The sequence below is a fragment of the Serratia sp. CY82433 genome, assembly GCF_052166535.1.
Lineage (GTDB): Bacteria > Pseudomonadota > Gammaproteobacteria > Enterobacterales > Enterobacteriaceae > Serratia > Serratia sarumanii.
Genome location: NZ_JBJNOR010000007.1, coordinates 54699 through 73431 on the forward strand (window position 1 = coordinate 54699; position 18733 = coordinate 73431).

Annotated in this window: 21 protein-coding genes; 16 read left to right on the plus strand and 5 right to left on the minus strand. The window is 61.3% G+C overall.

Annotated features, from left to right (window positions below):
• From ACJ8PI_RS22400 to ACJ8PI_RS22410, 3 genes are read right to left on the minus strand one after another with little or no spacing between them, the layout of a single operon-like run.
• Complete coding sequence (locus ACJ8PI_RS22400) at window positions 1-531, minus strand: GNAT family N-acetyltransferase (protein WP_039567270.1); 531 nt, start codon at window positions 529-531, stop codon at window positions 1-3.
• Window positions 528-1946 carry an ATP-binding protein gene (locus tag ACJ8PI_RS22405; RefSeq protein WP_039567272.1) on the minus strand — a complete coding sequence of 473 codons (1419 nt, stop codon included), beginning with the start codon at window positions 1944-1946 and terminating at the stop codon, window positions 528-530. Before ACJ8PI_RS22405 ends, ACJ8PI_RS22400 begins: the two co-directional genes overlap by 4 nt.
• Before the next feature lie 4 nt (window positions 1947-1950).
• Window positions 1951-2610, minus strand: coding sequence for a response regulator (locus ACJ8PI_RS22410; RefSeq protein ID WP_033654056.1), 660 nt, complete (start codon window positions 2608-2610; stop codon window positions 1951-1953).
• Window positions 2611-2799: 189 nt separating this feature from the next.
• Here ACJ8PI_RS22410 and ACJ8PI_RS22415 point away from each other — a divergent pair, with 189 nt between their 5' ends.
• The 4 genes from ACJ8PI_RS22415 to ACJ8PI_RS22430 all read left to right on the plus strand — a co-directional run bounded on the left by ACJ8PI_RS22415 (window position 2800) and on the right by ACJ8PI_RS22430 (window position 4556).
• Window positions 2800-3033, plus strand: a complete 234-nt coding sequence (locus tag ACJ8PI_RS22415) for a hypothetical protein (protein ID WP_033635850.1) — start codon at window positions 2800-2802, stop codon at window positions 3031-3033.
• Window positions 3034-3129: 96 nt separating this feature from the next.
• Entirely contained in the window at window positions 3130-3876 is a 747-nt protein-coding gene (locus ACJ8PI_RS22420) for an SDR family oxidoreductase (protein ID WP_164134700.1), read from the plus strand.
• Between the two features lie 76 nt (window positions 3877-3952).
• On the plus strand, window positions 3953-4276 hold the full coding sequence (locus tag ACJ8PI_RS22425) for a BrnT family toxin (RefSeq protein ID WP_164134701.1): 324 nt from the start codon (window positions 3953-3955) through the stop codon (window positions 4274-4276).
• Complete coding sequence (locus ACJ8PI_RS22430; RefSeq protein ID WP_033635847.1) at window positions 4239-4556, plus strand: BrnA antitoxin family protein; 318 nt, start codon at window positions 4239-4241, stop codon at window positions 4554-4556. The genes ACJ8PI_RS22425 and ACJ8PI_RS22430 overlap by 38 nt, the downstream gene beginning before the upstream one ends.
• A gap of 224 nt (window positions 4557-4780) precedes the next feature.
• Here the strand turns inward: ACJ8PI_RS22430 and ACJ8PI_RS22435 are convergent, their stop codons facing one another.
• Window positions 4781-5425 (minus strand): GntR family transcriptional regulator, encoded by a 645-nt coding sequence (locus ACJ8PI_RS22435; protein WP_170929847.1) that lies wholly within the window; start codon window positions 5423-5425, stop codon window positions 4781-4783.
• 162 nt (window positions 5426-5587) lie between these two features.
• Between ACJ8PI_RS22435 and ACJ8PI_RS22440 the strand changes: the two genes are divergently transcribed.
• From ACJ8PI_RS22440 to rbsK, 12 genes are all read left to right on the plus strand, one after another.
• Window positions 5588-6301: a DUF2848 domain-containing protein gene (locus tag ACJ8PI_RS22440; protein WP_033635845.1), complete on the plus strand. Its 714-nt coding sequence runs from the start codon at window positions 5588-5590 to the stop codon at window positions 6299-6301.
• Entirely contained in the window at window positions 6301-7647 is a 1347-nt protein-coding gene (locus ACJ8PI_RS22445) for an amidase (RefSeq protein WP_164134702.1), read from the plus strand. The genes ACJ8PI_RS22440 and ACJ8PI_RS22445 overlap by 1 nt, the downstream gene beginning before the upstream one ends.
• Window positions 7648-7696: 49 nt before the next feature.
• Entirely contained in the window at window positions 7697-8350 is a 654-nt protein-coding gene (locus ACJ8PI_RS22450) for a DUF4286 family protein (protein ID WP_033654061.1), read from the plus strand.
• Entirely contained in the window at window positions 8347-9672 is a 1326-nt protein-coding gene (locus ACJ8PI_RS22455) for an MFS transporter (protein ID WP_033635842.1), read from the plus strand. The genes ACJ8PI_RS22450 and ACJ8PI_RS22455 overlap by 4 nt, the downstream gene beginning before the upstream one ends.
• Before the next feature lie 311 nt (window positions 9673-9983).
• Entirely contained in the window at window positions 9984-10802 is an 819-nt protein-coding gene (locus ACJ8PI_RS22460; RefSeq protein ID WP_004931653.1) for a DeoR/GlpR family DNA-binding transcription regulator, read from the plus strand.
• A 49-nt stretch (window positions 10803-10851) separates the two neighbouring features.
• On the plus strand, window positions 10852-11835 hold the full coding sequence (locus ACJ8PI_RS22465) for a substrate-binding domain-containing protein (protein WP_164134703.1): 984 nt from the start codon (window positions 10852-10854) through the stop codon (window positions 11833-11835).
• 2 nt (window positions 11836-11837) lie between these two features.
• A complete protein-coding gene (locus ACJ8PI_RS22470) occupies window positions 11838-13355 on the plus strand; it encodes a sugar ABC transporter ATP-binding protein (protein ID WP_126191656.1) in 1518 nt (505 codons plus the stop codon).
• Complete coding sequence (locus tag ACJ8PI_RS22475) at window positions 13348-14334, plus strand: ABC transporter permease (RefSeq protein WP_033635839.1); 987 nt, start codon at window positions 13348-13350, stop codon at window positions 14332-14334. Before ACJ8PI_RS22470 ends, ACJ8PI_RS22475 begins: the two co-directional genes overlap by 8 nt.
• A 10-nt stretch (window positions 14335-14344) precedes the next feature.
• Window positions 14345-15379, plus strand: a complete 1035-nt coding sequence (locus ACJ8PI_RS22480) for an ABC transporter permease (RefSeq protein WP_164134704.1) — start codon at window positions 14345-14347, stop codon at window positions 15377-15379.
• Window positions 15380-15410: 31 nt separating this feature from the next.
• The gene (alsE, locus tag ACJ8PI_RS22485; RefSeq protein WP_164134705.1) at window positions 15411-16082 is read left to right on the plus strand and encodes a D-allulose 6-phosphate 3-epimerase; all 672 of its coding nucleotides are present in this window, start codon (window positions 15411-15413) and stop codon (window positions 16080-16082) included.
• Between the two features lie 10 nt (window positions 16083-16092).
• Window positions 16093-17001 carry an allose kinase gene (alsK, locus tag ACJ8PI_RS22490; protein ID WP_319861591.1) on the plus strand — a complete coding sequence of 303 codons (909 nt, stop codon included), beginning with the start codon at window positions 16093-16095 and terminating at the stop codon, window positions 16999-17001.
• On the plus strand, window positions 16998-17924 hold the full coding sequence (rbsK, locus tag ACJ8PI_RS22495) for a ribokinase (RefSeq protein ID WP_033635835.1): 927 nt from the start codon (window positions 16998-17000) through the stop codon (window positions 17922-17924). The genes alsK and rbsK overlap by 4 nt, the downstream gene beginning before the upstream one ends.
• Window positions 17925-17956: 32 nt before the next feature.
• Here the strand turns inward: rbsK and ACJ8PI_RS22500 are convergent, their stop codons facing one another.
• Entirely contained in the window at window positions 17957-18565 is a 609-nt protein-coding gene (locus ACJ8PI_RS22500) for an HD domain-containing protein (protein WP_025304127.1), read from the minus strand.
• Window positions 18566-18733: the final 168 nt, after the last annotated feature.

Sequence of the window (18733 nt, forward strand, 5' to 3'; positions counted from 1 at the left end):
CTAGCGGCAAGGGCAGACCAGGTGAATATCCTCCGGCTCGCGGGCGAACAGCTCGGCATCCGGGCGCTCGATGAGCCGGCACCCTTGCGCCAGATAGAAGTCTACGGTGCTTTTGTTGGGGATGGAGGAGACGTACAGCCCGGCGGCGCCTTCTTGCGCCGCCTGACGCAGGCAGAGCTGGAACAGCTGCTTGCCTAACCCCTGGCCGCGTTTGTGCGCGCTGACATAAAAGAACAGCAGCTGGCGCAGATCCCGCTGCGGGCCGCGCGGCTCGGTGTCCAACGCCGCCGCCGCCACGATCTCCTCGCCTTCGAACCGCGCGAAAAACGCGCCGCCGCGATCGAAGCAGGCTTCGTGGATCGGCGTATAGGTTTCCCGGTCGTGCGGATCCCAACCGCGCACGTCGTAGTAGTCCGGGTAGGCTTGCAGTTTACCGTCCTGCAGGCGATACAGGGTGTCGATGATTTCGCTGCGGTCAATATCCCATAGTCGGTCGAGTTGCTGCCGTTGCAGCAGGACAGGGGCGCTCATGATCGTTGTTCACTCTCAGTCTGTGGCCGGTAACTTTCCGGCAAATCGATAATAAAACCGATGCCGCGATCGTCGAGGCCTTCGGTGACGCGCAGCTGCGCGCCGATCTTGTCGGCCAGGTTCCGGGCGATGGCCAATCCCAGTCCGCTGCCGGTCTGCTGCGTGCCGGGCACGCGGTAAAAGCGTTCAAACAGGCGCGGAAGGTGCTCTTCGCTCACTCCGGGGCCGTTGTCGCGCAACGTAATATAGCAGCCGAGCGGTGCCAGCGAACGGATATGGGCTTCGATGCGGCTGCCGGGCGGCGCGTACTTGAGTGCGTTGTCCAGCAGGTTGGTGAAGATGGCGATCAGCGCATGGCGATCGGTGGTTACCACCACGTCCTCGCTGCCGTCGAGCGAGAGTTCCACATCCTTTTCCAGCGCATAGGGGACGTGCTGCGCGATGCATTTTCCGATCTCTGCGTAGATGTCCACCGCCTCGATTTTCAGCGGAAAATCTTCCGCCTCCAGCTTGGCCAGGTTGATCAGCTGGCGCGACAGCGACGCCGCGCGATCCAGCCCCTGCTGCATGTCGCCGATGATCTCCCGGCGCTCCTGCTGCTCGCTGACCTGGGTCAGCAGATGCAGCTGCGCCAGCACGGCGGCGATCGGCGTGCGCAGTTCGTGCGCCGCATCGGCCATAAAGCGTTTCTCGCGCTGATTGGCGGCGTCGATGCGTGCCATCAGTTTGTTGACCTCCACCACCACCGGCCGGATTTCCTGATACTGCTCGCTGACATTGATCGGCGATAGGTTGCCCGGCTGGCGATCGGAGATGGTGCGGGCGATCTGGCGCAGCGGCCGCAGGCTGAAATAGGCGGTAAATAACAAGGTGACGATGATGGCTGCCAGAATGCCCAGCAGCGGTACGGCGGTGCTTTCCGCCGGATTGCCGAACTGCGTGGTGCGATCGTTGAACGATTCGCCGACGATGACCCGATACTGACGCTTTTCGCTCCAACTGCCGGCGAGATGCCAGTTGGCGCCGGCGTATTTAACGGAGCCGGACAGCACCGAAGGCGGCAGGCGCAGCGGTTCTCCCTGCGTCAGCGAACTGTAAAGCATCCGGTTTTCCCGATCATAAACCACGAACAGCGGGTGATAGTCGATTTGATCCTGCATGCCATTATTGATGGAATCAATGTACATGCCTTCAATGGTCTTGATGATGCCGAGATAATCGATATTGTCAGTGCCGGTTTCATCGAGAATATTGGCGATGCCTGCGGCGACGATGCGTTGCTGATTATCGAAATATTTCTCCATGTCGGGGTAATACCAATATTTCACCCAGGCGACGAGGAGCCCCCACAATAATAAAATGGCCAGCACCTGGAAAATAATGGTGCGCATAAAGAAGGATTTAAAACCGATCATGCCGCTACTCTTTCTTCAGCAAATAACCAATGCCGCGTACGGTAATAATCCTTTCTTTACCGATCTTGCGCCGTAAATTATGCATGTGCACTTCCAGCGAGTTGCTTTCCACACTGTCGCCGTGGCCGAACAGCCGCTGCTCCAACACCGCTTTGCGCACCACGGTGCCGGCGCAGCGCATCAGTTCATGCAGCAGGTGATACTCTTTTTTCGACAGCATCAGCAGCTCGTTATCCAGCGTCACCTGATGGTTGACCGGATCGAGATACAGCGTGCCGAGGCTCCAGGTTTGCGAAGCAAAGCCGGCCATACGCCGGTTGACCGCCTTGACGCGCGAGATGAGTTCGAGTAGCGCAAAGGGTTTGGCCAGAAAGTCGTCCGCGCCGGAGTCCAGGCTGTTCACCAGGCTTTCGATGCGGTCGCGAGCGGTCAGGATGATGATCGGGATATTTTGCCCGGCGGCCCGCCAGGCGATCAGCTTCTGCAAACCGTCGCCGTCCGGCAGCGTGAGATCCAACAGCATCAAATCGAACCCGCCGGATGAAAGTTTATTTTCCGCGTCGGCGAGCAGGCGCACCCAGCATAAATTAAAGCCGGCCAGCTCCAATGCGCGGCACAGCGCCTTGCCTAATTGCAGGTCGTCTTCCACCAACAGTATGTTCACGTTTTTTCCGCTGAGATCTTTGAGTCGCGCTTATCTAACTATAACGTTGACGGGAAGACAACGGGGAAACCTGCACTGCCTGCACGTTCTTAAGCAAACCTTAATCTGGCTTTAATCTCGCGTTAAGGGAGCAAGAGGGAATTTCAGTTATTTTGCAGCCATTCGAAATCATGACAGAGGGCGCGAAACATGCAGACTGACGGTTCCCCGCTCGCGGGCACCTCGCGGCGGCTGATATATACAGGCGTGGCGACGCTGCTCGTTCTGTTGACGCTGTCTTTTCGCGGCGATGCGCAGAGCCATAGCGACAATGGTCCGCATGCTGCCGGCTTGCAACGGGGGCATCAGGCAGCGACGTCGGACGCCTACGGCTGCGTCAAAGCGCGGATTAAAAAGCAGCTGCGCCGCCTGGCTCAGCTTTGAAGCGCTTTTTAGGGCGCAGCTCTATACTCTGACGGGCAAACGGGGCGTCTGCATGCAGGCCGCTGTGTTGACATCGCTAACCAGAGAAAAAACAGTATGACGAAAGTGGCATTGGTGACCGGCGCGAGCCGGGGAATTGGCCGTGCGGCCGCGTTATTGCTGGCCAGGCAGGGTTATGCAGTGGGCGTGAATTACCTGCGTGACGAAAGCGCGGCGCGGCAGGTGGTGGCAGAGATTGAGGCGCAGGGCGGCAAGGCGCTGGCGTTGCAGGCCGACGTGGCCGATGAAGCGCAGGTGATGGCGATGTTCGCCGCGCTGGACGCCCGGCTGGGCACGCTCAGTGCGTTGGTCAACAATGCCGGCATTCTGTTCCGGCAGGCGAACATTGAGCAGTTGACCGCCGAGCGCATCAATCAGGTGCTCGGCACCAACGTGACCGGCTACTTCCTGTGTTGCCGCGAGGCGGTGAAGCGCATGGCGCTGCGCCATGGCGGCCAGGGCGGCTCCATCGTCAACGTTTCTTCCGCCGCTTCTCGTTTAGGCGCTGCGGGGGAGTACGTGGATTACGCCGCCTCGAAAGGCGCCGTCGATACCCTGACCATCGGGCTAGCGCGCGAGGTGGCGGCGCAGGGCATCCGCGTCAACGGCGTGCGGCCCGGATTCATCTATACCGAGATGCATGCCAGCGGCGGCGAGCCCGGCCGGGTGGATCGCGTGAAGGACAGTTTGCCGATGCGGCGCGGCGGCCAACCGCAGGAAGTGGCGGAGGCGATCGCCTGGCTGCTGTCTGACGCCGCGTCTTACGTGACCGGCACTTTTATCGAGGCCGCCGGCGGGCGTTGAACGCATGAGGGGGGTTTGACATCCCGCCGTGCGGAGTGTATTTTGATTAAATAACAATCAAAATGTAGTTACAAAAATGTATGTTTATTTTGAATGGAATCAGGATAAAAATCACAGTAACCAGCGCAAACACCGCGTCAGTTTTGAGATTGCGCAACGGGTTTTTCTGGATCCTAACCATTTGGCCGTGCTGGAAAGGATTGAGGATGGAGAAGAAAGCTGGCAAACGATCGGTATGGTCGGCTCCTGTTTGCTGTTGCTGGTGGCACATACGACGACCGAAACGGATGTCGAAGGCGATGCCGTAGAGATCGTGCGCATCATTTCAGTACGCAAGGCCGATGCCAAAGAGAGGGGAAGATATGAAGCGCAAAAATTCAGCCAAAAATCTGGCGCATAGCGTACTCCCTCCGTTGACGGAGGAGCAGAAAGCGCAAATTGCTTCACTGAGCGCGCTGCCGGATGAGGATATCGATTATACCGATGCCCCGGCCCTGGGTGAGGAGAAGTGGCAGGCTGCGGTTCAGGGGCGTTTTTATAAACCGATGAAAGTATCGAAAACCATCCGAATCGATGCGGATGTGTTGGCCTGGCTTCAGCGGCCAGGCAAGGGCTATCAGAAACGCCTGAACGCTGTGCTGCGTGAGGCGATGTTGAAAGAGCATGAGCACGAGGAATAATTTGTGTCAGGTGGCTAACGGTCCGGTGAGATTCTCACCGGATTTTTTTTGCTGTTTTTTAAGGCAACGCCTACCAACGTCGGCCACCTCTCGACGGAGCTCGGTCAAAACTATAAAACGGTCATTCCGTGGAACGTGAAATGTGACCGTTTACCGTTTATCTCCTGCTCATCGGCAGAACAGGGTCATCATAACTATTCCCGGTAATATCCTGCGCCGCGGGGTTACCCGTCGTGCAGCAGCGCGCTGCGGAATGACAGGATATGCGCCTGCGCGGCCTCGGCGGCGGCGGCGCTGTCTTGTGCGGCCAGCGCGGCGATAATTGCCCGGTGTTCGTCGATCACTTCGCGCATATGCCCTTCCCGCGACAGGGTGCTGGCCCAAAAACGCTGCGCCCTGGCGTGCAGCACACTCAGGATATCCGCCAGCATGTTATTGCCGGCGATCTGCGCCAGCTCCTGGTGAAACTCATGATCGAGTGTCATCATTCGCACTCTATCTCGCTCCTGGCTCGCGGCTTCGATTTGCCGATTGAGTTCGGTCAGCGTCGCGATTTGCCTCTCGGTAATCCTCTGGCTCGCCAGCTGCATGCACAGCATCTCGTTAGCCAGCCTTACTTCGATCAATTCCAACGCATCGTCCATCGACAACGGTGAAACCATCACGCCTTTGCGCGGGATGACCTGCAGTAACCCCTCGTTGGCCAAGCGGTGGATTGCCTGATTGATCGGCGTTCTGCCCATATCCAGATCGTTCATCACCTGCGCGGTATTGAGATATTCGCCCGGCTTGTAGCTGAGTGTGACCAGCGCCTGTTTGAAGCGCCTGTAGGCCAGCTCGTTCAGTGAGACGCCGGCTTCTTCCGTCATCGGGCGCTGCGGGCTTTCTGCGTCAACAGTCTTCACGTTTTGCTCCTGCAAGAAGAAAGTTTTTAGACATAGTACACAAAAACATGGCATGAAAATCGCTTATTTGGTAACTAAAGATATAGTGAAATTTCACAGTGTTTTAACAAGAGGGGCGAAACTGCCATGAGACTGACCTTCACTTTACCTGAATCCCGCGGCGCGGCGACGTTGAATGTTGAGATTGATCATCTGGTGATCGCCGGTTGGACCGGACGCGATCGCGAAGCGATCTTGCACCATATTCGTGAATTGGCCGAGCTGGGCGTGCCCCAGCCCAGTGCAATCCCCCTGTTTTACCGCGTTGCCGCCAATCAGTTGAGCCAGCAAGAGACCATTGAAGTCATTGGCAACGCGACGTCCGGCGAAGCGGAGCCGCTGATTTTTGCCCATCGCGGCGAGCTGTTCGTGTCATTGGCGTCCGATCACACCGATCGTCAACTCGAAGCGCACAGCGTGGCGCTGTCGAAACAGATTTGCGTTAAACCGGTGGCGCGAGCAGCCTGGCCGCTGCAGGAGGTGCTGGAACATTGGGACAGTTTGATCTTGCGTTCGTGGATCAAGGAAGAGGGCGAATGGCGATTGTATCAACAGGGCAGCCTTGCCGCGCTGCGTACGCCTGGTGATTTGCTGGAGCGTTACTTCACCGGTATGCAGCCGCCGGAGTGCGGGCTGGCGCAACCGCAAACGCCCGACGGGTTGGCGATGACTTGCGGCACGGTAGCGGCGATCGGCGGCATTCGACCGGCCGGCGAGTTTCGCATGGAACTGGTGGACGATGTGCTTGGGCGCACCATCAGTCACGGTTATCGCAGCATTGAACTGCCGGTGGTGGCGTGATGAAAAAGCTGACGTTGATGCAGGCCAGCGCCGGCCTGGCTAGCGGTGAGTTCACCGCAGCGCAGCTGACCGCCGCCGCTTTGGCGCAGATCGCCGATGAGCGGGGAGAGGGGGCGCGCGCGTTTACGCGAACCTACGCCGAGTGGGCGCAACGGCAAGCGCAGGCCTCCGATCGGCGGCGTGCCGCCGGCTCGCCGCTGTCGGCGCTGGATGGCGTGCCTGTCTCAATCAAGGATCTGTTTGACGTGGCCGGTGAGGTGACCACGGCGGGCTCGTGCGTGTTAGCCGACGCGCCGCCCGCGGAAAAGCACGCTGCGGTAGTGGAACGGCTGTTGCAAGCCGGCGCGGTGGTGGTGGGCAAAACGACGATGACGGAATTCGCCTATTCCGGGCTGGGCATCAACCCGCATTACGGGACGCCGGCCAATCCCTGGGAGCGCCAGGCGGCGCGTATTCCCGGCGGCTCCTCTTCCGGTGCGGCGGTGGCGGTGGCCGACGGCATGTGCCTGGGCGCGATTGGCAGCGATACCGGCGGGTCGGTACGCATTCCCGCCGCGCTGTGCGGGTTGACCGGGTATAAACCCACTGCACGGCGCATCAATGACGCTGGCTTATTGCCGCTGTCGCCTTCGCTGGATTCGATCGGCGTGATCGCTCATGACGTCGGCAGCTGTATTGCGCTGGACGCACTGATTGCCGACAGCCCGCTGCGGGTGCCGCAAAAAAGCTTGGCGCAGGCGCATTTTGCCGTGCCGCAAACGGTGGTGCTGGATGAACTGCAGCCGGCGGTTGCCGAGGCATTCCAGCGCAGCCTGCAATGCCTGTCTCAGGCGGGGGCGCAGATTGAATTCATTCCCGCTACGGCGTTCGCCGAACTGGCCGCGTTCAATGCCAACGGTGGTTTCACCGCCCTGGAGTCCTGGCGCTGGCATCAAGTGTTGATCGCTGAACGGGCCGAAGGCTATGACCCGCGGGTGCTGTCGCGCATTCGCCGCGGTGCATCCTTGGGCGACGCCGATCTGCAGCTGTTGCAGCGGCAACGCGCCGACTGGCAGCGGCGGATTACGGCGGAGCTGCAGAGGTTTGACGCTCTGCTGATGCCGACCGTGCCGATGATTGCGCCAACTATCGGCGAGCTGGCGGCGGATGATGCCTACTTCCGTTGCAACGGACTGATGCTGCGCAATCCCGCGATCATCAATTTCCTCGACGGCTGCGCGCTGTCCTTGCCCTGCCAGCGGCCGGGCGCTGCGCCGATCGGCCTGATGCTGGCGGGCTTGCCGATGTGTGATGAGGCGCTGCTGGGATGGGCGCTGGCGATCGAACGCCGTCTTGCCGAGGCGTGATTTTCCGGTGGGCGCAGGCCTGCCTTTTGAGATGACCAGGAGAATATCCATGAACGATTCCCCGAACGGAATGCTGTTTGTCGCGACGGATGTCGCCACGCAGGATGATGCGGATTTCAATCGCTGGTATGACCGCGAACACGTGGAGGAGCGGGTGCGGGTGCCCGGCTTTTTATCCGGCACACGCTATCGGGCATTGCAGGGCGGGCGTCAATATTTGGGGCTGTATAAAACCGAATCGTTGGCCAGTTTTACCTCCGAAGCCTATCGCGCCGCGTTTCAACACCAAACGCCTTGGTCGGTGGCCAGCCTGGAGAAAATGCGCGATCCAATGCGCCGGGTGTGTGCGGTGGAGGCGGTCACCGGCCAAGGGTGCGGCAGTCATCTCTGTATCTTCGTGCTGCCGTCGGCGGCATCGGAAGCGCTGCATGCCCGCATCTTGCAACTGGGCGCGCGGCTGGCTGAACAGCCTGGCTTTGTGCGCAGCAGCCTGTTGACGCCGGATGCCGAACTCAGTTCCCCGCTGCCGAAAGAATCGCGAGAAAACCGCCGAATGCTGCCGATGCTATTGATCGAAAGCAGCGACGCCGAAGCCGGCCTGCGTTTAAGCGAGCAGGCCGCTGAAGCGCTGAACATGCCCGCCGCCGATGCCTGGCACTATGCCCTTGGCTGGCAACTGACCGCACAGGAGCTGACATCATGAACGCATACACCACTGAAACGGCACAGGCTGCCGCGCCGGCCGCAGAAAGTGCCGCTGCACCGCCCAATACCGGCAAGTTGGCGGCGGCCAGCTCGATCGGCACGGCGTTGGAATGGTACGATTTCACCGTCTACAACATCATGGCCGCGTTGATTTTCAACCATGTATTCTTCCCATCGTTCGATCCGCTGGTGGGCACGATTCTGGCGTTCTCCACTTACGCGGTGGGTTATGTTTCCCGGCCGATCGGTGGCATCGTGTTCGGCCACCTTGGCGATGTGTTGGGACGGCGTTTTGTGCTGGTCACCACGCTGGTGATCATGGGCGTGACCACGGCGCTGATGGGGTTGCTGCCCGGCTACGCCAGCTGGGGGATTTGGAGCCCGCTGCTGCTGGTGACGCTGCGCTTTATTCAGGGCATTGCGCTGGGCGGAGAATGGGCGGGGGCGGTGCTGTTGTCGATGGAACACGGTAAGCCGCATCAGCGCGGGCGCAACGCGTCCTTTGCTCAGGTAGGGCCGTCCTGCGGTTCGCTGATCGGCACCGGCCTGATTACGCTGGTGACGTTGGCGATGTCGGCGGACGATTTCCAGCAATGGGGCTGGCGGATCCCGTTCCTGCTGAGCCTGGTGCTGGTCATCTTCGGTTTGTGGCTGCGTCGGGGGGTGGGTGAGACGCCGGCATTTTTGCAACTGGAGGCGTCGAAAGATGTTACGCAGTCGCCGATCCGCGAAGTCTTCACGCAGCACATGCGCCCACTGCTGATCGCCGGCGGATCGCGTATCGGCTCTGACGTGCTCTATGCGTTGGTGGTCGTGTTCACATTGACCTACGTCACCACCGTGCTGAATCTGCCGCGCCCGCTGGCGCTGGGCGCCACCATGCTGGGGGCGATAGGCAACGCCGTCGCGGTACCGCTGTTTGGCGCCTTGTCGGATCGCTTCGGCCGTCGTCCGGTGTATATCGGCGGTGCATTGGCGGCGATCGCGTGGGCGTTTGCATTCTTCGTCCTGCTCGACAGCAGTCAACCGGTGTTGATCTGCACGGCAGTAGTGATCGGGCTGTTGATCCATGCGGCGATGTATGGGCCACAGGCGGCCTTCATCACGGAACAGTTCCCGACACGGGTGCGTTATGCCGGATCGTCGTTAGCCTATACCTTGGCGGGGATTATCGGTGGCGGCTTTGCCCCGCTGATCATCACTTCGTTGTTTAAATCTTACGACAGCACGCTGGCGATTTCCGCCTATGTCGCGTTGGCTCTGCTTATCACGCTTTGGGCGGTATGGGCGGCGCGGGAAACGGCGCATAAGCCGCTGTAAATAGAATGCCGGGCTACTTTAGGCCCGGCGTTCGGTCAAAACCACAAAAACGGTCATTAACGGTCATGTTGCGGAACGTGGAATTGTGACCGTTTACCGTTTCTCTCCTGTCTGCCTAAGACGCACGCGCATCATAACTGCCTGTTACTCCACACTTTCATAATTATTCATTTCATTTTCCTCCCGATTTTTTTGACAACTATCACACCGCCATCGTTGACCGATCGCGGGGCGATGCGCTTTGCGTCTGCGCGCAAAACGCGGCGCGGCAAATCGATATCGTAATCAACGTCGTGGAGGAGAAAAGAAACATGCTGCCTGTAGAACGTCATCGTTTTATCACCGAAGTCTTGAGCCAGCGCGGCCGCGTGATGGTGCAGGAGGTGGCGCAGCTGTGCCACATCTCTATCGAGACGGCGCGGCGTGATCTGGCCTTGCTGGAACGGCGCGGCCTGCTGCTGCGCAGCCACGGCGGCGCGGTGTTCGTCGAGCCGCCGGCGGTGGAGAAAACCTATGTGCCCGCCGAGATAGACCAGGGGGAATCTTTCCGCCAGCGCAGCAATGAGGCGCCGGAGCAGAAGACGCGCATCGCCAAACGCGCGCTGGAGTTTATCGCGCCGGGGGATTGCCTGCTGCTGGACAGCAGCTCCACCAGCTGGTTTTTGGCGCGCCAACTGCCGGATATCTCGCTGGTGGTGTTGACCAACTCGCTGCACATCATCCAGACGCTGGCCTGCAAGGCCAACGTGCGCACCATCGGACTGGGGGGCGAGTATTCCGCCAAGTATGAGGATTTTATCGGCGTGCTGGCGGAGCAGATGCTGAAAGAGTTCGTGATCAACAAGCTGTTTTTCTCCTGTCACGGCATCTGCCAGGACGGCGGCATCCGCGAAAGCAACGAGCACCATGCGCGGCTGAAGCAGCAGATGCTGCTGGCGTCGGAACGCAAGTTCCTGCTGGTGGACAGCAACAAGTTCGGCCGCCGCTCGTTCGCGCGCATCTGCCACTACCGGGAGATAGATACCTTAATCACCGATCGGCTCAGCGACGACGAATTTCGTCAGGAACTGGCCTGGAACAACGTCGACGTGATTGAAGTTTCACCCGCCGCGAAAAGGGCGGCGCGATAACAACAACGAAACCCCCTTATTTACAGCCAACACTTGTGGAGAGAGAACAATGAAAAAATCCGTACTGGTCGGTCTGTTTGCCTCGCTGCTGCTGTCGCTATCCGCGCAGGCGGCGGACAAGCTGAAAATGGGCGTGGTGGTGAAGATCGGCGGCATTCCGTGGTTCAACGCCATGGAGGCCGGCATTAAAAGCGAAGGCGCCAAACGCGGCATCGACGCCTGGATGGTCGGGCCGACGGCGGCGGATCCGGCGCTGCAGGTGCGCGCCATCGAAGATCTGATCGCGCAGAAGGTGGACATCATTGGCGTGGTGCCGAACGACGCCCGGGTGCTGGAGCCAGTGCTCAAGCGCGCGCAGGAGGCGGGCATCAAGGTGATCGTGCACGAATCCCCCGGCCAGAAGTACGCCGACTGGGACTTTGAGCTGGTGGACGCCTCGCAGCACGGGGTCAACCACATGAAAGCGCTGGCCGCCTGCATGAAAGAGCAGGGCAAGTACGCGGTGTACGTCGGCAGCCTGACGGTGCCGCTGCATATCACCTGGTCGGACTCGGCCATCAACTACCAGAAGCAGCACTACCCGAACATGCAGCTGATGGGCGACAAGTTCGGCGTGGGGGAATCGCTGGATGACAGCGTGCGCACCACCAACGATCTGATGGCCAAATATCCCGATCTGAAAGGCGTGCTGGCGTTCGGATCGCAGGGGCCGATCGGCGCCGGTCGCGCGGTGCTCAACCGCGGCAAAAGCAACGATATCTGCGTCATCGGGCCGTTCAGCCCGGGCCAGGGCGCTTCGCTGGTCAATCGCGGCGCCATCAAGGGCGGTTACATCTGGAACCCGATGGTGGCGGGCGAAGTGTTCGTGCGCATCGCCGACATGATGCACAAGGGAGAAAAAATCACCGACGGCATGACCATCGAAGGCATGGGCAAGGTGCAGGTGGATGCGCAGCAGCACACCATTCTCGGCAACGCCACTGAAAGCCTGGATAAGCAAAACCTGCCGAAGCTGGTGAAGATGGGGCTGTAATCATGGCGATTTCCGGCAATACGGCAACCCAGGGCGCGCCGCTGATCGCGCTGCAACAGCTGTCGATGACCTTTGGCGGGCAACGTGCGCTGAACGCTATCTCGCTGGCGCTGATGCCGGGGGAAGTGCACTGCCTGGCCGGCACCAACGGCTGCGGCAAGAGTACGTTGATCAAGGCGATCGCCGGCGTGTATCAACCGGACGACGGCAGCCGCATCACCATCGACGGGCACACCTTCGGCCGGCTGTCGCCGGATCAGGCGCGCGCCTTCGGCATTCAGGTGATCTACCAGGATCTGTCGCTGTTTCCCAACCTGACGGTGGCGGAAAACATCGCCTTCGAGCACAACCTGCATGGGTTGCTGGGATGGTACCGCCCGGCGCGGCTGCGGCGCACCGCCGAGCGGCTGCTGCAGGAGCTGAGTTTCCATCTGGATCTCGATAAACGGGTGGCGGAGCTGCCGATCGCCCAGCGGCAGCAGGTGGCGATCTGCCGCGCGCTGGTGGCGGAGGCGCGGCTGGTGATCATGGATGAACCGACCGCCTCGCTGACCCGCACCGAGGTCAATCAGCTGCTGCGCACGGTGGATTACCTGAAAGCGAAAGGCATCTGCGTGGTGTTCGTCAGCCATCGGCTGGACGAGGTGCTGGAGATTTCGGATCGCGTCACGGTGATCCGCGACGGCAACAAGATCGGCACCTGGCCGGCGGCGGAGATCACCGGCGATCGTCTGACCGAGTTGATGACCGGTCTGAAGCTGGACTATCGCCTGAAGTCACCCAGCATGAATAAGGATCGGGTGATGTTGGAGGCGGATCGCCTCAGCCGCACCGGGCAGTATCAGGACGTGAGCTTCCGGCTGCATCAGGGTGAGGTGCTCGGTCTATGCGGCCTGCTCGGCTCCGGGCGCACCGAGCTGGCGCTGAGCCTGTTCGGCATGACCCGGCCGGACAGCGGCAAGCTCTACCTCGACAGCAAACCGGTGCGCTTTCGCGGCCATGAGGACGCGATCAAGGCCGGCATCGGCTACGTCTCGGAGGATCGCCTGACGCTCGGCCTGGTGCAGCAACAGTCGGTGGCGGACAACGCGGTGCTGACCATTCTCGATAAGCTGCGCGGGCGTTTTCGCCTGATTGACGACTACCGCAAGAATCGCATCGTCGCGGAGTGGATCGCCAAACTCGGCGTACGGGTGGCGGATCCGGAGCAGGCGGTTTCGACGCTGTCCGGCGGCAATCAGCAAAAGATCGTGTTGGCCAAGTGGGTGCTGACCCAGCCACGGATCCTGATCCTCGACTCGCCGACCGTCGGCGTCGACGTTGGCGCCAAGGCCAGTATCTATCAACTGATCCATCTGCTGGCGCAGGAGGGGATCGCCATTTTGCTGATCTCCGACGAAGTGCCGGAGGTGTATTACAACTGCGATCGGGTGCTGCACTTCAGCGGCGGCAGCGTGATCGGCGAGTACCTGCCGGGGCAGGTGAGCCAGCAACAGCTGGCGGAGGCGGTCAATGCGTAGATTCAGCCTGAAACCGCGCGGTAACGAAGGCTACCTGGCCTGGGTGCTGTTGCTGACGGTCATCGTCTTTTCGCTGCTCAGCGAGCAGTTTTTAACGGTGCAAAACCTGCTCGATCTCTGCGAAAGCTATGCGGTGAGCGGCATCTTTGCCCTCGGCCTGTTCGTGGTGCTGGTGACCGGCGGCATCGATATCTCCTTCGCTGCGGTGGCCTCGGTGGTGCAGTACCTGATCGCCACGCTGGCGACCCATTACGGCCTGGCCAGCCCGGCGGGCAGCATTCTGCTGGCGTTGGCGATCGGCGCCGCGCTGGGCATGGTTAACGCGCTGCTGATCTACTGCCTGCGCATCGTCTCGATCATCGTCACCATCAGCATGCAGGCGTTGTTGTTCGGCATGCTGATGTGGCTGACCAACGGCCGCAGCCTGTACGCGCTGCCGGACTGGTGGACGCTGCCGCGCAGCGTGCTGCCGTTCCAGTTGGGTGAACAGAGCTATCAGCTCGGTTTGCCGACGCTGGTGATGCTGGCGGTGGCGCTGCTGACCTGGCTGCTGCTGAACAAGACGCACCTCGGGCGCCAGCTGTTTGCCGTTGGCGGCGATGCGGAATCGGCGCGGCGCATCGGCATCCGCGTCGGCCTGCTGCACTTGTTCGCCTACGGCTATCTGGGCGTGATGGCGGCGATCGGCGGCCTGGTGCAGGTGTACCGCATGGGGGAGGTGGTGCCCAATGCGCTGGTGGGCGGTGAGCTCGATGTACTGGCGGCGGCGGTGCTGGGCGGCGCCAGCCTGAACGGCGGCAAGGGCAGCGTGATCGGCACGCTGATGGGCGTATTCCTGATCGGCGTGCTGAAAAACGGTCTCAACCTGATCGGCGTGTCCAGCTACTTCATGAACGTGGTGATCGGCCTGGTGATCGTCGCGGCGATCACCGTCACTCACTACAAGAAACGCAAAGAAACCGACGTCGGTTTCGCCTGAGGAGCGCCTGATGGGCAACTACCTGAAATTTCGTCCGGACGGCACCGCCGTCGGCCTGTTGGCGCTGCTGCTGGCGGTGGTGCTGGCCTTCAGCCTGCTGATGCCGGGGCGCTTCTTCAGCGGCGCCACCTTCACCAGCGTGGCGTTCCAGCTGCCGGAGCTGGGCCTGCTGACCCTGGCGATGTTCATCCCGATCCTCAGCGGCGGCCTGAACCTGTGCATTATCGCCAGCGCCAACCTGACCAGCCTGCTGATGGCCTGGCTGTTCATCAGCTATCTGCCGCCGGACGCCGGGCTGGGATTGCAGGCGCTGTGGCTGGTGTTGGCGCTGGCGGCGGCGATGCTGCTGGCCGTGACGATCGGCGCGGCGACCGGCGCGTTGGTTGCGTACGTCGGCGCGCATCCGATTCTGGTGACGCTGGCGACCATGACTACGGTCAACGGCATCGGCATCTACCTGACGCGCGGCGCGGCCCTGAGCGGCATGCCGGAGATCGTGCGGTTTATCGGCGCCGAGCGCGTGCTGGGCGTACCGGTACCGCTGTGGATCTTCCTGGCGGTCGCCGTGCTGCTGGCGCTGTTCTTGCAGAAAACCCGGCTCGGCAAATGCATCTACATGAGCGGCAGCAACATCAACGCCACCCACTTCAGCGGCGTGAATACCCATCGGGTGCTGATCGCCATTTACACCCTCTCCAGCCTGCTGTGCGTCATTGCCGGGCTGGTGATGATGGCGCGCTTCAACTCGGCGCGCATGGGCTACGGCGACTCTTATCTGCTGCTGACGGTGCTGGCGATCATTTTGGGCGGCACCGATCCGTTCGGCGGTTTTGGCCGGGTCAGCGGCGTGGTGCTGGCGCTGGTGGTGCTGCAGGTGATCGCCACCGGTTTGAACCTGATGAACGTCAGCCCGCACTTCAGTCTGGCGATGTGGGGCGCGGTACTGATTGCGGTGCTGGCGCTGAAGTTTTTCCGCCATCGCTATCGGCAGCGGCGGGCGATGCGCCGTAGCGCGGCCCAGGCCAGAGCCGCGGCAGGCCACTGATCCTTTTTCCCTTTTGCGCAGGATAACGCTAATGAAATACCAGATTTCACCTTCACTGATGTGCATGAACCTGATGGATATCCGGCAGCAATTGGCGGTGCTGAACTGTCGCGCCGATATGCTGCATATCGACATCATGGATGGGCACTACGTTAAAAACATCACGCTGTCGCCGTTCTTTATCGAACAGATCCGCCCGCACACCTCGTTGCTGCTGGACGTGCATCTGATGGTGGAGAACCCGACCGATTTTATCGACCCGATCGCCCGCGCCGGCGCGGACTTTATCTGCCCGCACGCTGAAACCATCAACCGCGACGCGTTCCGGGTGATCAACCAGATCCGCGCGCTGGGCAAAAAAGTGGGTGTGGTGCTGAACCCGGCTACGCCGGTGGAGTTTATCCGCCACTACCTTCATCTGCTGGACAAGATCACCGTGATGACCGTCGATCCGGGCTATGCCGGGCAGCCGTTCATTCCCGAAATGCTGGAAAAGATCCGCCAGTTGCGCGATCTGAAACGCCAACAAAACCTGAGCTATCTGATCGAGATCGACGGATCCTGCAATCAGCGCACCTACCGCGATCTGATGGGCGCCGGCGCGGAAGTGTTGATCGTCGGCAGCTCCGGGCTGTTCAACCTCGATCCGGATCTGGAGACGGCATGGGAAAAAATGCTGGATCAGATGCGGCAGGCGGCCTGAGGCGGGGGACATGATGCGGCATTTTCTTGGCGTTGACGTCGGCGGCACCAACACCCGCCTGCTGTTGATGGATGATGACGGCGAGTTTAGCGGGTACCGCAAGATAGCGACCGCCGATTGGGCACGGCAGGCCGATCCGCTGGTGGCGTTGGGCCGCCTGATCGCCGGGCATTGCCAGGATCGTCAGGTGGCGCAGGTGATGCTCGGGCTGCCGGGGATCCTCAGCCGCGATCGCTCGCGGGTGCTGTCGCTGCCGTTCATTCCGGCGCTGGATGCCCAGCCGGTGGCGGCGCTGTTGGCCGATTTGCTGGCGCTGCCGGTGCGGATGGATAAAGACGTCAATCACCTGCTGTGGTGGGACTTGCAGCAGCTGCCGGCGCTGCCGCAGGTGGCGGTGGGGCTGTATTTGGGCACCGGCATGGGCAATAGCCTGTGGCTGAACGGCGATTTTTACCACGGGGCGCACGGCGCCGCCGGCGAGCTGGGGCACATTCCCTGGCCGGGCCATCAGGGCGAGTGCCCGTGCGGTAAACGGGGCTGCGTCGAGAGCCTGACCTCCGGTCACTGGCTGACCGGCTGGGCGCATGCCAACGCGGCGCAAACGCCGTTCGAACGGCTGTTCGAACGCCACGGCGAACATCCGGATCTGCGGCGCTTCGTCGAACGATTGGCGCAGACCATCGCCATCGAAATGAACGTGCTCGATCCAGAGCGGCTGATCCTGGGGGGCGGCGTGATCGCCATGAGCGGTTTTCCGTTGGCGCAGCTGGAGCACGAGATCCGCCGCCATCTGCGCGGGCCGCAGCCGGCGCAGGGGCTGGCGATCTCCATCAGCCGCCTTAGCGATGAAACCGGCAGCAAAGGCGCCTGCCTGGCCGCCCGGCGCCATTTCCAATTGAGCAGGGAGTACCCGCAATGAAAGGCAAAGTCTGCGTGTTCGGTTCGTTCAACCTGGATATCGTCGCCGGCATGGCGCGCTTTCCGCAGCCCGGCGAATCGCTGATCGCCCGCAACAGCATGATGGGCGCGGGCGGCAAGGGGGCCAACCAGGCCACCGCCGCGCTGCGCGCCGGGGCGCGGGTGCATTACATCGGCAAGGTGGGGCGCGACGACTTCGGCACCTTTGCCCGGCGCCATCTCGCCGCCGCCGGTTTCGATGCGGTGACGCTGTTCTCGACCGGCGATTGCCCGACCGGCAATGCGCTTATCTATGTTGCCGGCGAGGAGGCGGAGAACATGATCGCCGTCGATCCCGGCGCCAACCTGACGGTCAGCGAAGATGAGGTGCGCCAGTGCCGGCCGGCGATCGCCGCGGCGGACATTCTGTTGACCCAGCTGGAGAACAATCTGCCGGCGATTGAGCAGGTGATCGCCATCGCCCGCGAGGCGCAGACGTTCATCATTCTCAACCCGGCGCCGTTTCAGCCGGTGCCGGACAGCCTGTTGGCGCAGGTTGATATGCTGACGCCCAACGCCACCGAGTGTACGTTGCTGACCGGCGTGCCGGTGCGGGATGCGGCTTCGGCGCGCCAGGCGGCGCAGGTGCTGCACGCCAAGGGCATTCGCTTGCTGATCGTGACCCTGGGCACGCAGGGAGCGTTGTTCTCGGACGGGGAAAACAGCGAGCTGATCCCGGCGTTTCCGGCGCAGCCGAAAGACACCACCGGCGCGGGCGATGCGTTTAACGGCGCCCTGGCGGCGCAGCTGGCGAATCAGGTGCCGTTAGCCGATGCGGTGCGCTTCGCCGCCGCCTACGCGGCGGTCTGCGTGGAGCGCGCCGGGGCGGCGGGATCGATGCCGAGCTATGAGGAGGCGTTGGAACGCCAACGGGCGTTCGCTTGACGTTGAAGGGCTGCCGCGGCAGCCCGGTTCACTTACTTCAACCAGCCTTTGCGCTGCGCATCCCGCAGGTGTTGCTCCATGTGGTGCCACAGCTCGGGGTGCACGTCGGCGATCGATGCATTGCGCGCCAGCACCTGCTCCAGGCTGATGCCGTTTTCCACCCAGCTCTGGCCTTCATTGTGCAGGTTCATCAGCATCGGCATGGTGCGATCCAGCAGCAAGGCGAAGCGTGCATCGGCGCTTTCGCCATCTTCATATTCCTGCCATAAAGCGGTGAAATACTCGCGCTGAGCCTCCGGCAACATGCCGAACAGGCGGCGCGCCGCTGCCACTTCCTGATCGTGGATCGCCGCGCGGGCCGCCAGATCGTAGACCAGCACGTCGCCGGCGTCGATTTCCACAATGTCATGCAGCAGCGCCATCTGGATCACGCGCTGAATGTCTACGTCATCACCGGCGTAGGGCGCCAGGCTCATGGCGGCGATGGCGAAGTGCCAACTGTGTTCGGCGGAGTTTTCCTGGCGCTGGGTGCCCAGCACTTTGGTGCGGCGTTGCACGCCTTTCAACTTATCGATTTCCATCAGGAACTGGATGACCTGGGTCATTGAGCCGAAATCTAACGCGGGTACAGCGGATGACATGGTGTAAACCTCAAGGTGGGTGGGTTGAAGCCTGACGATTGTAGACCACCAGACGGGCGATTTCGATGGTTACACGCGTTCACATTTTTATTTTAGCGTACACGTGTACACTGGAATTATTCTCAGTTAAGCTGCTTTGCGTTAATTTCGCACAAAGCAGGGCATTTT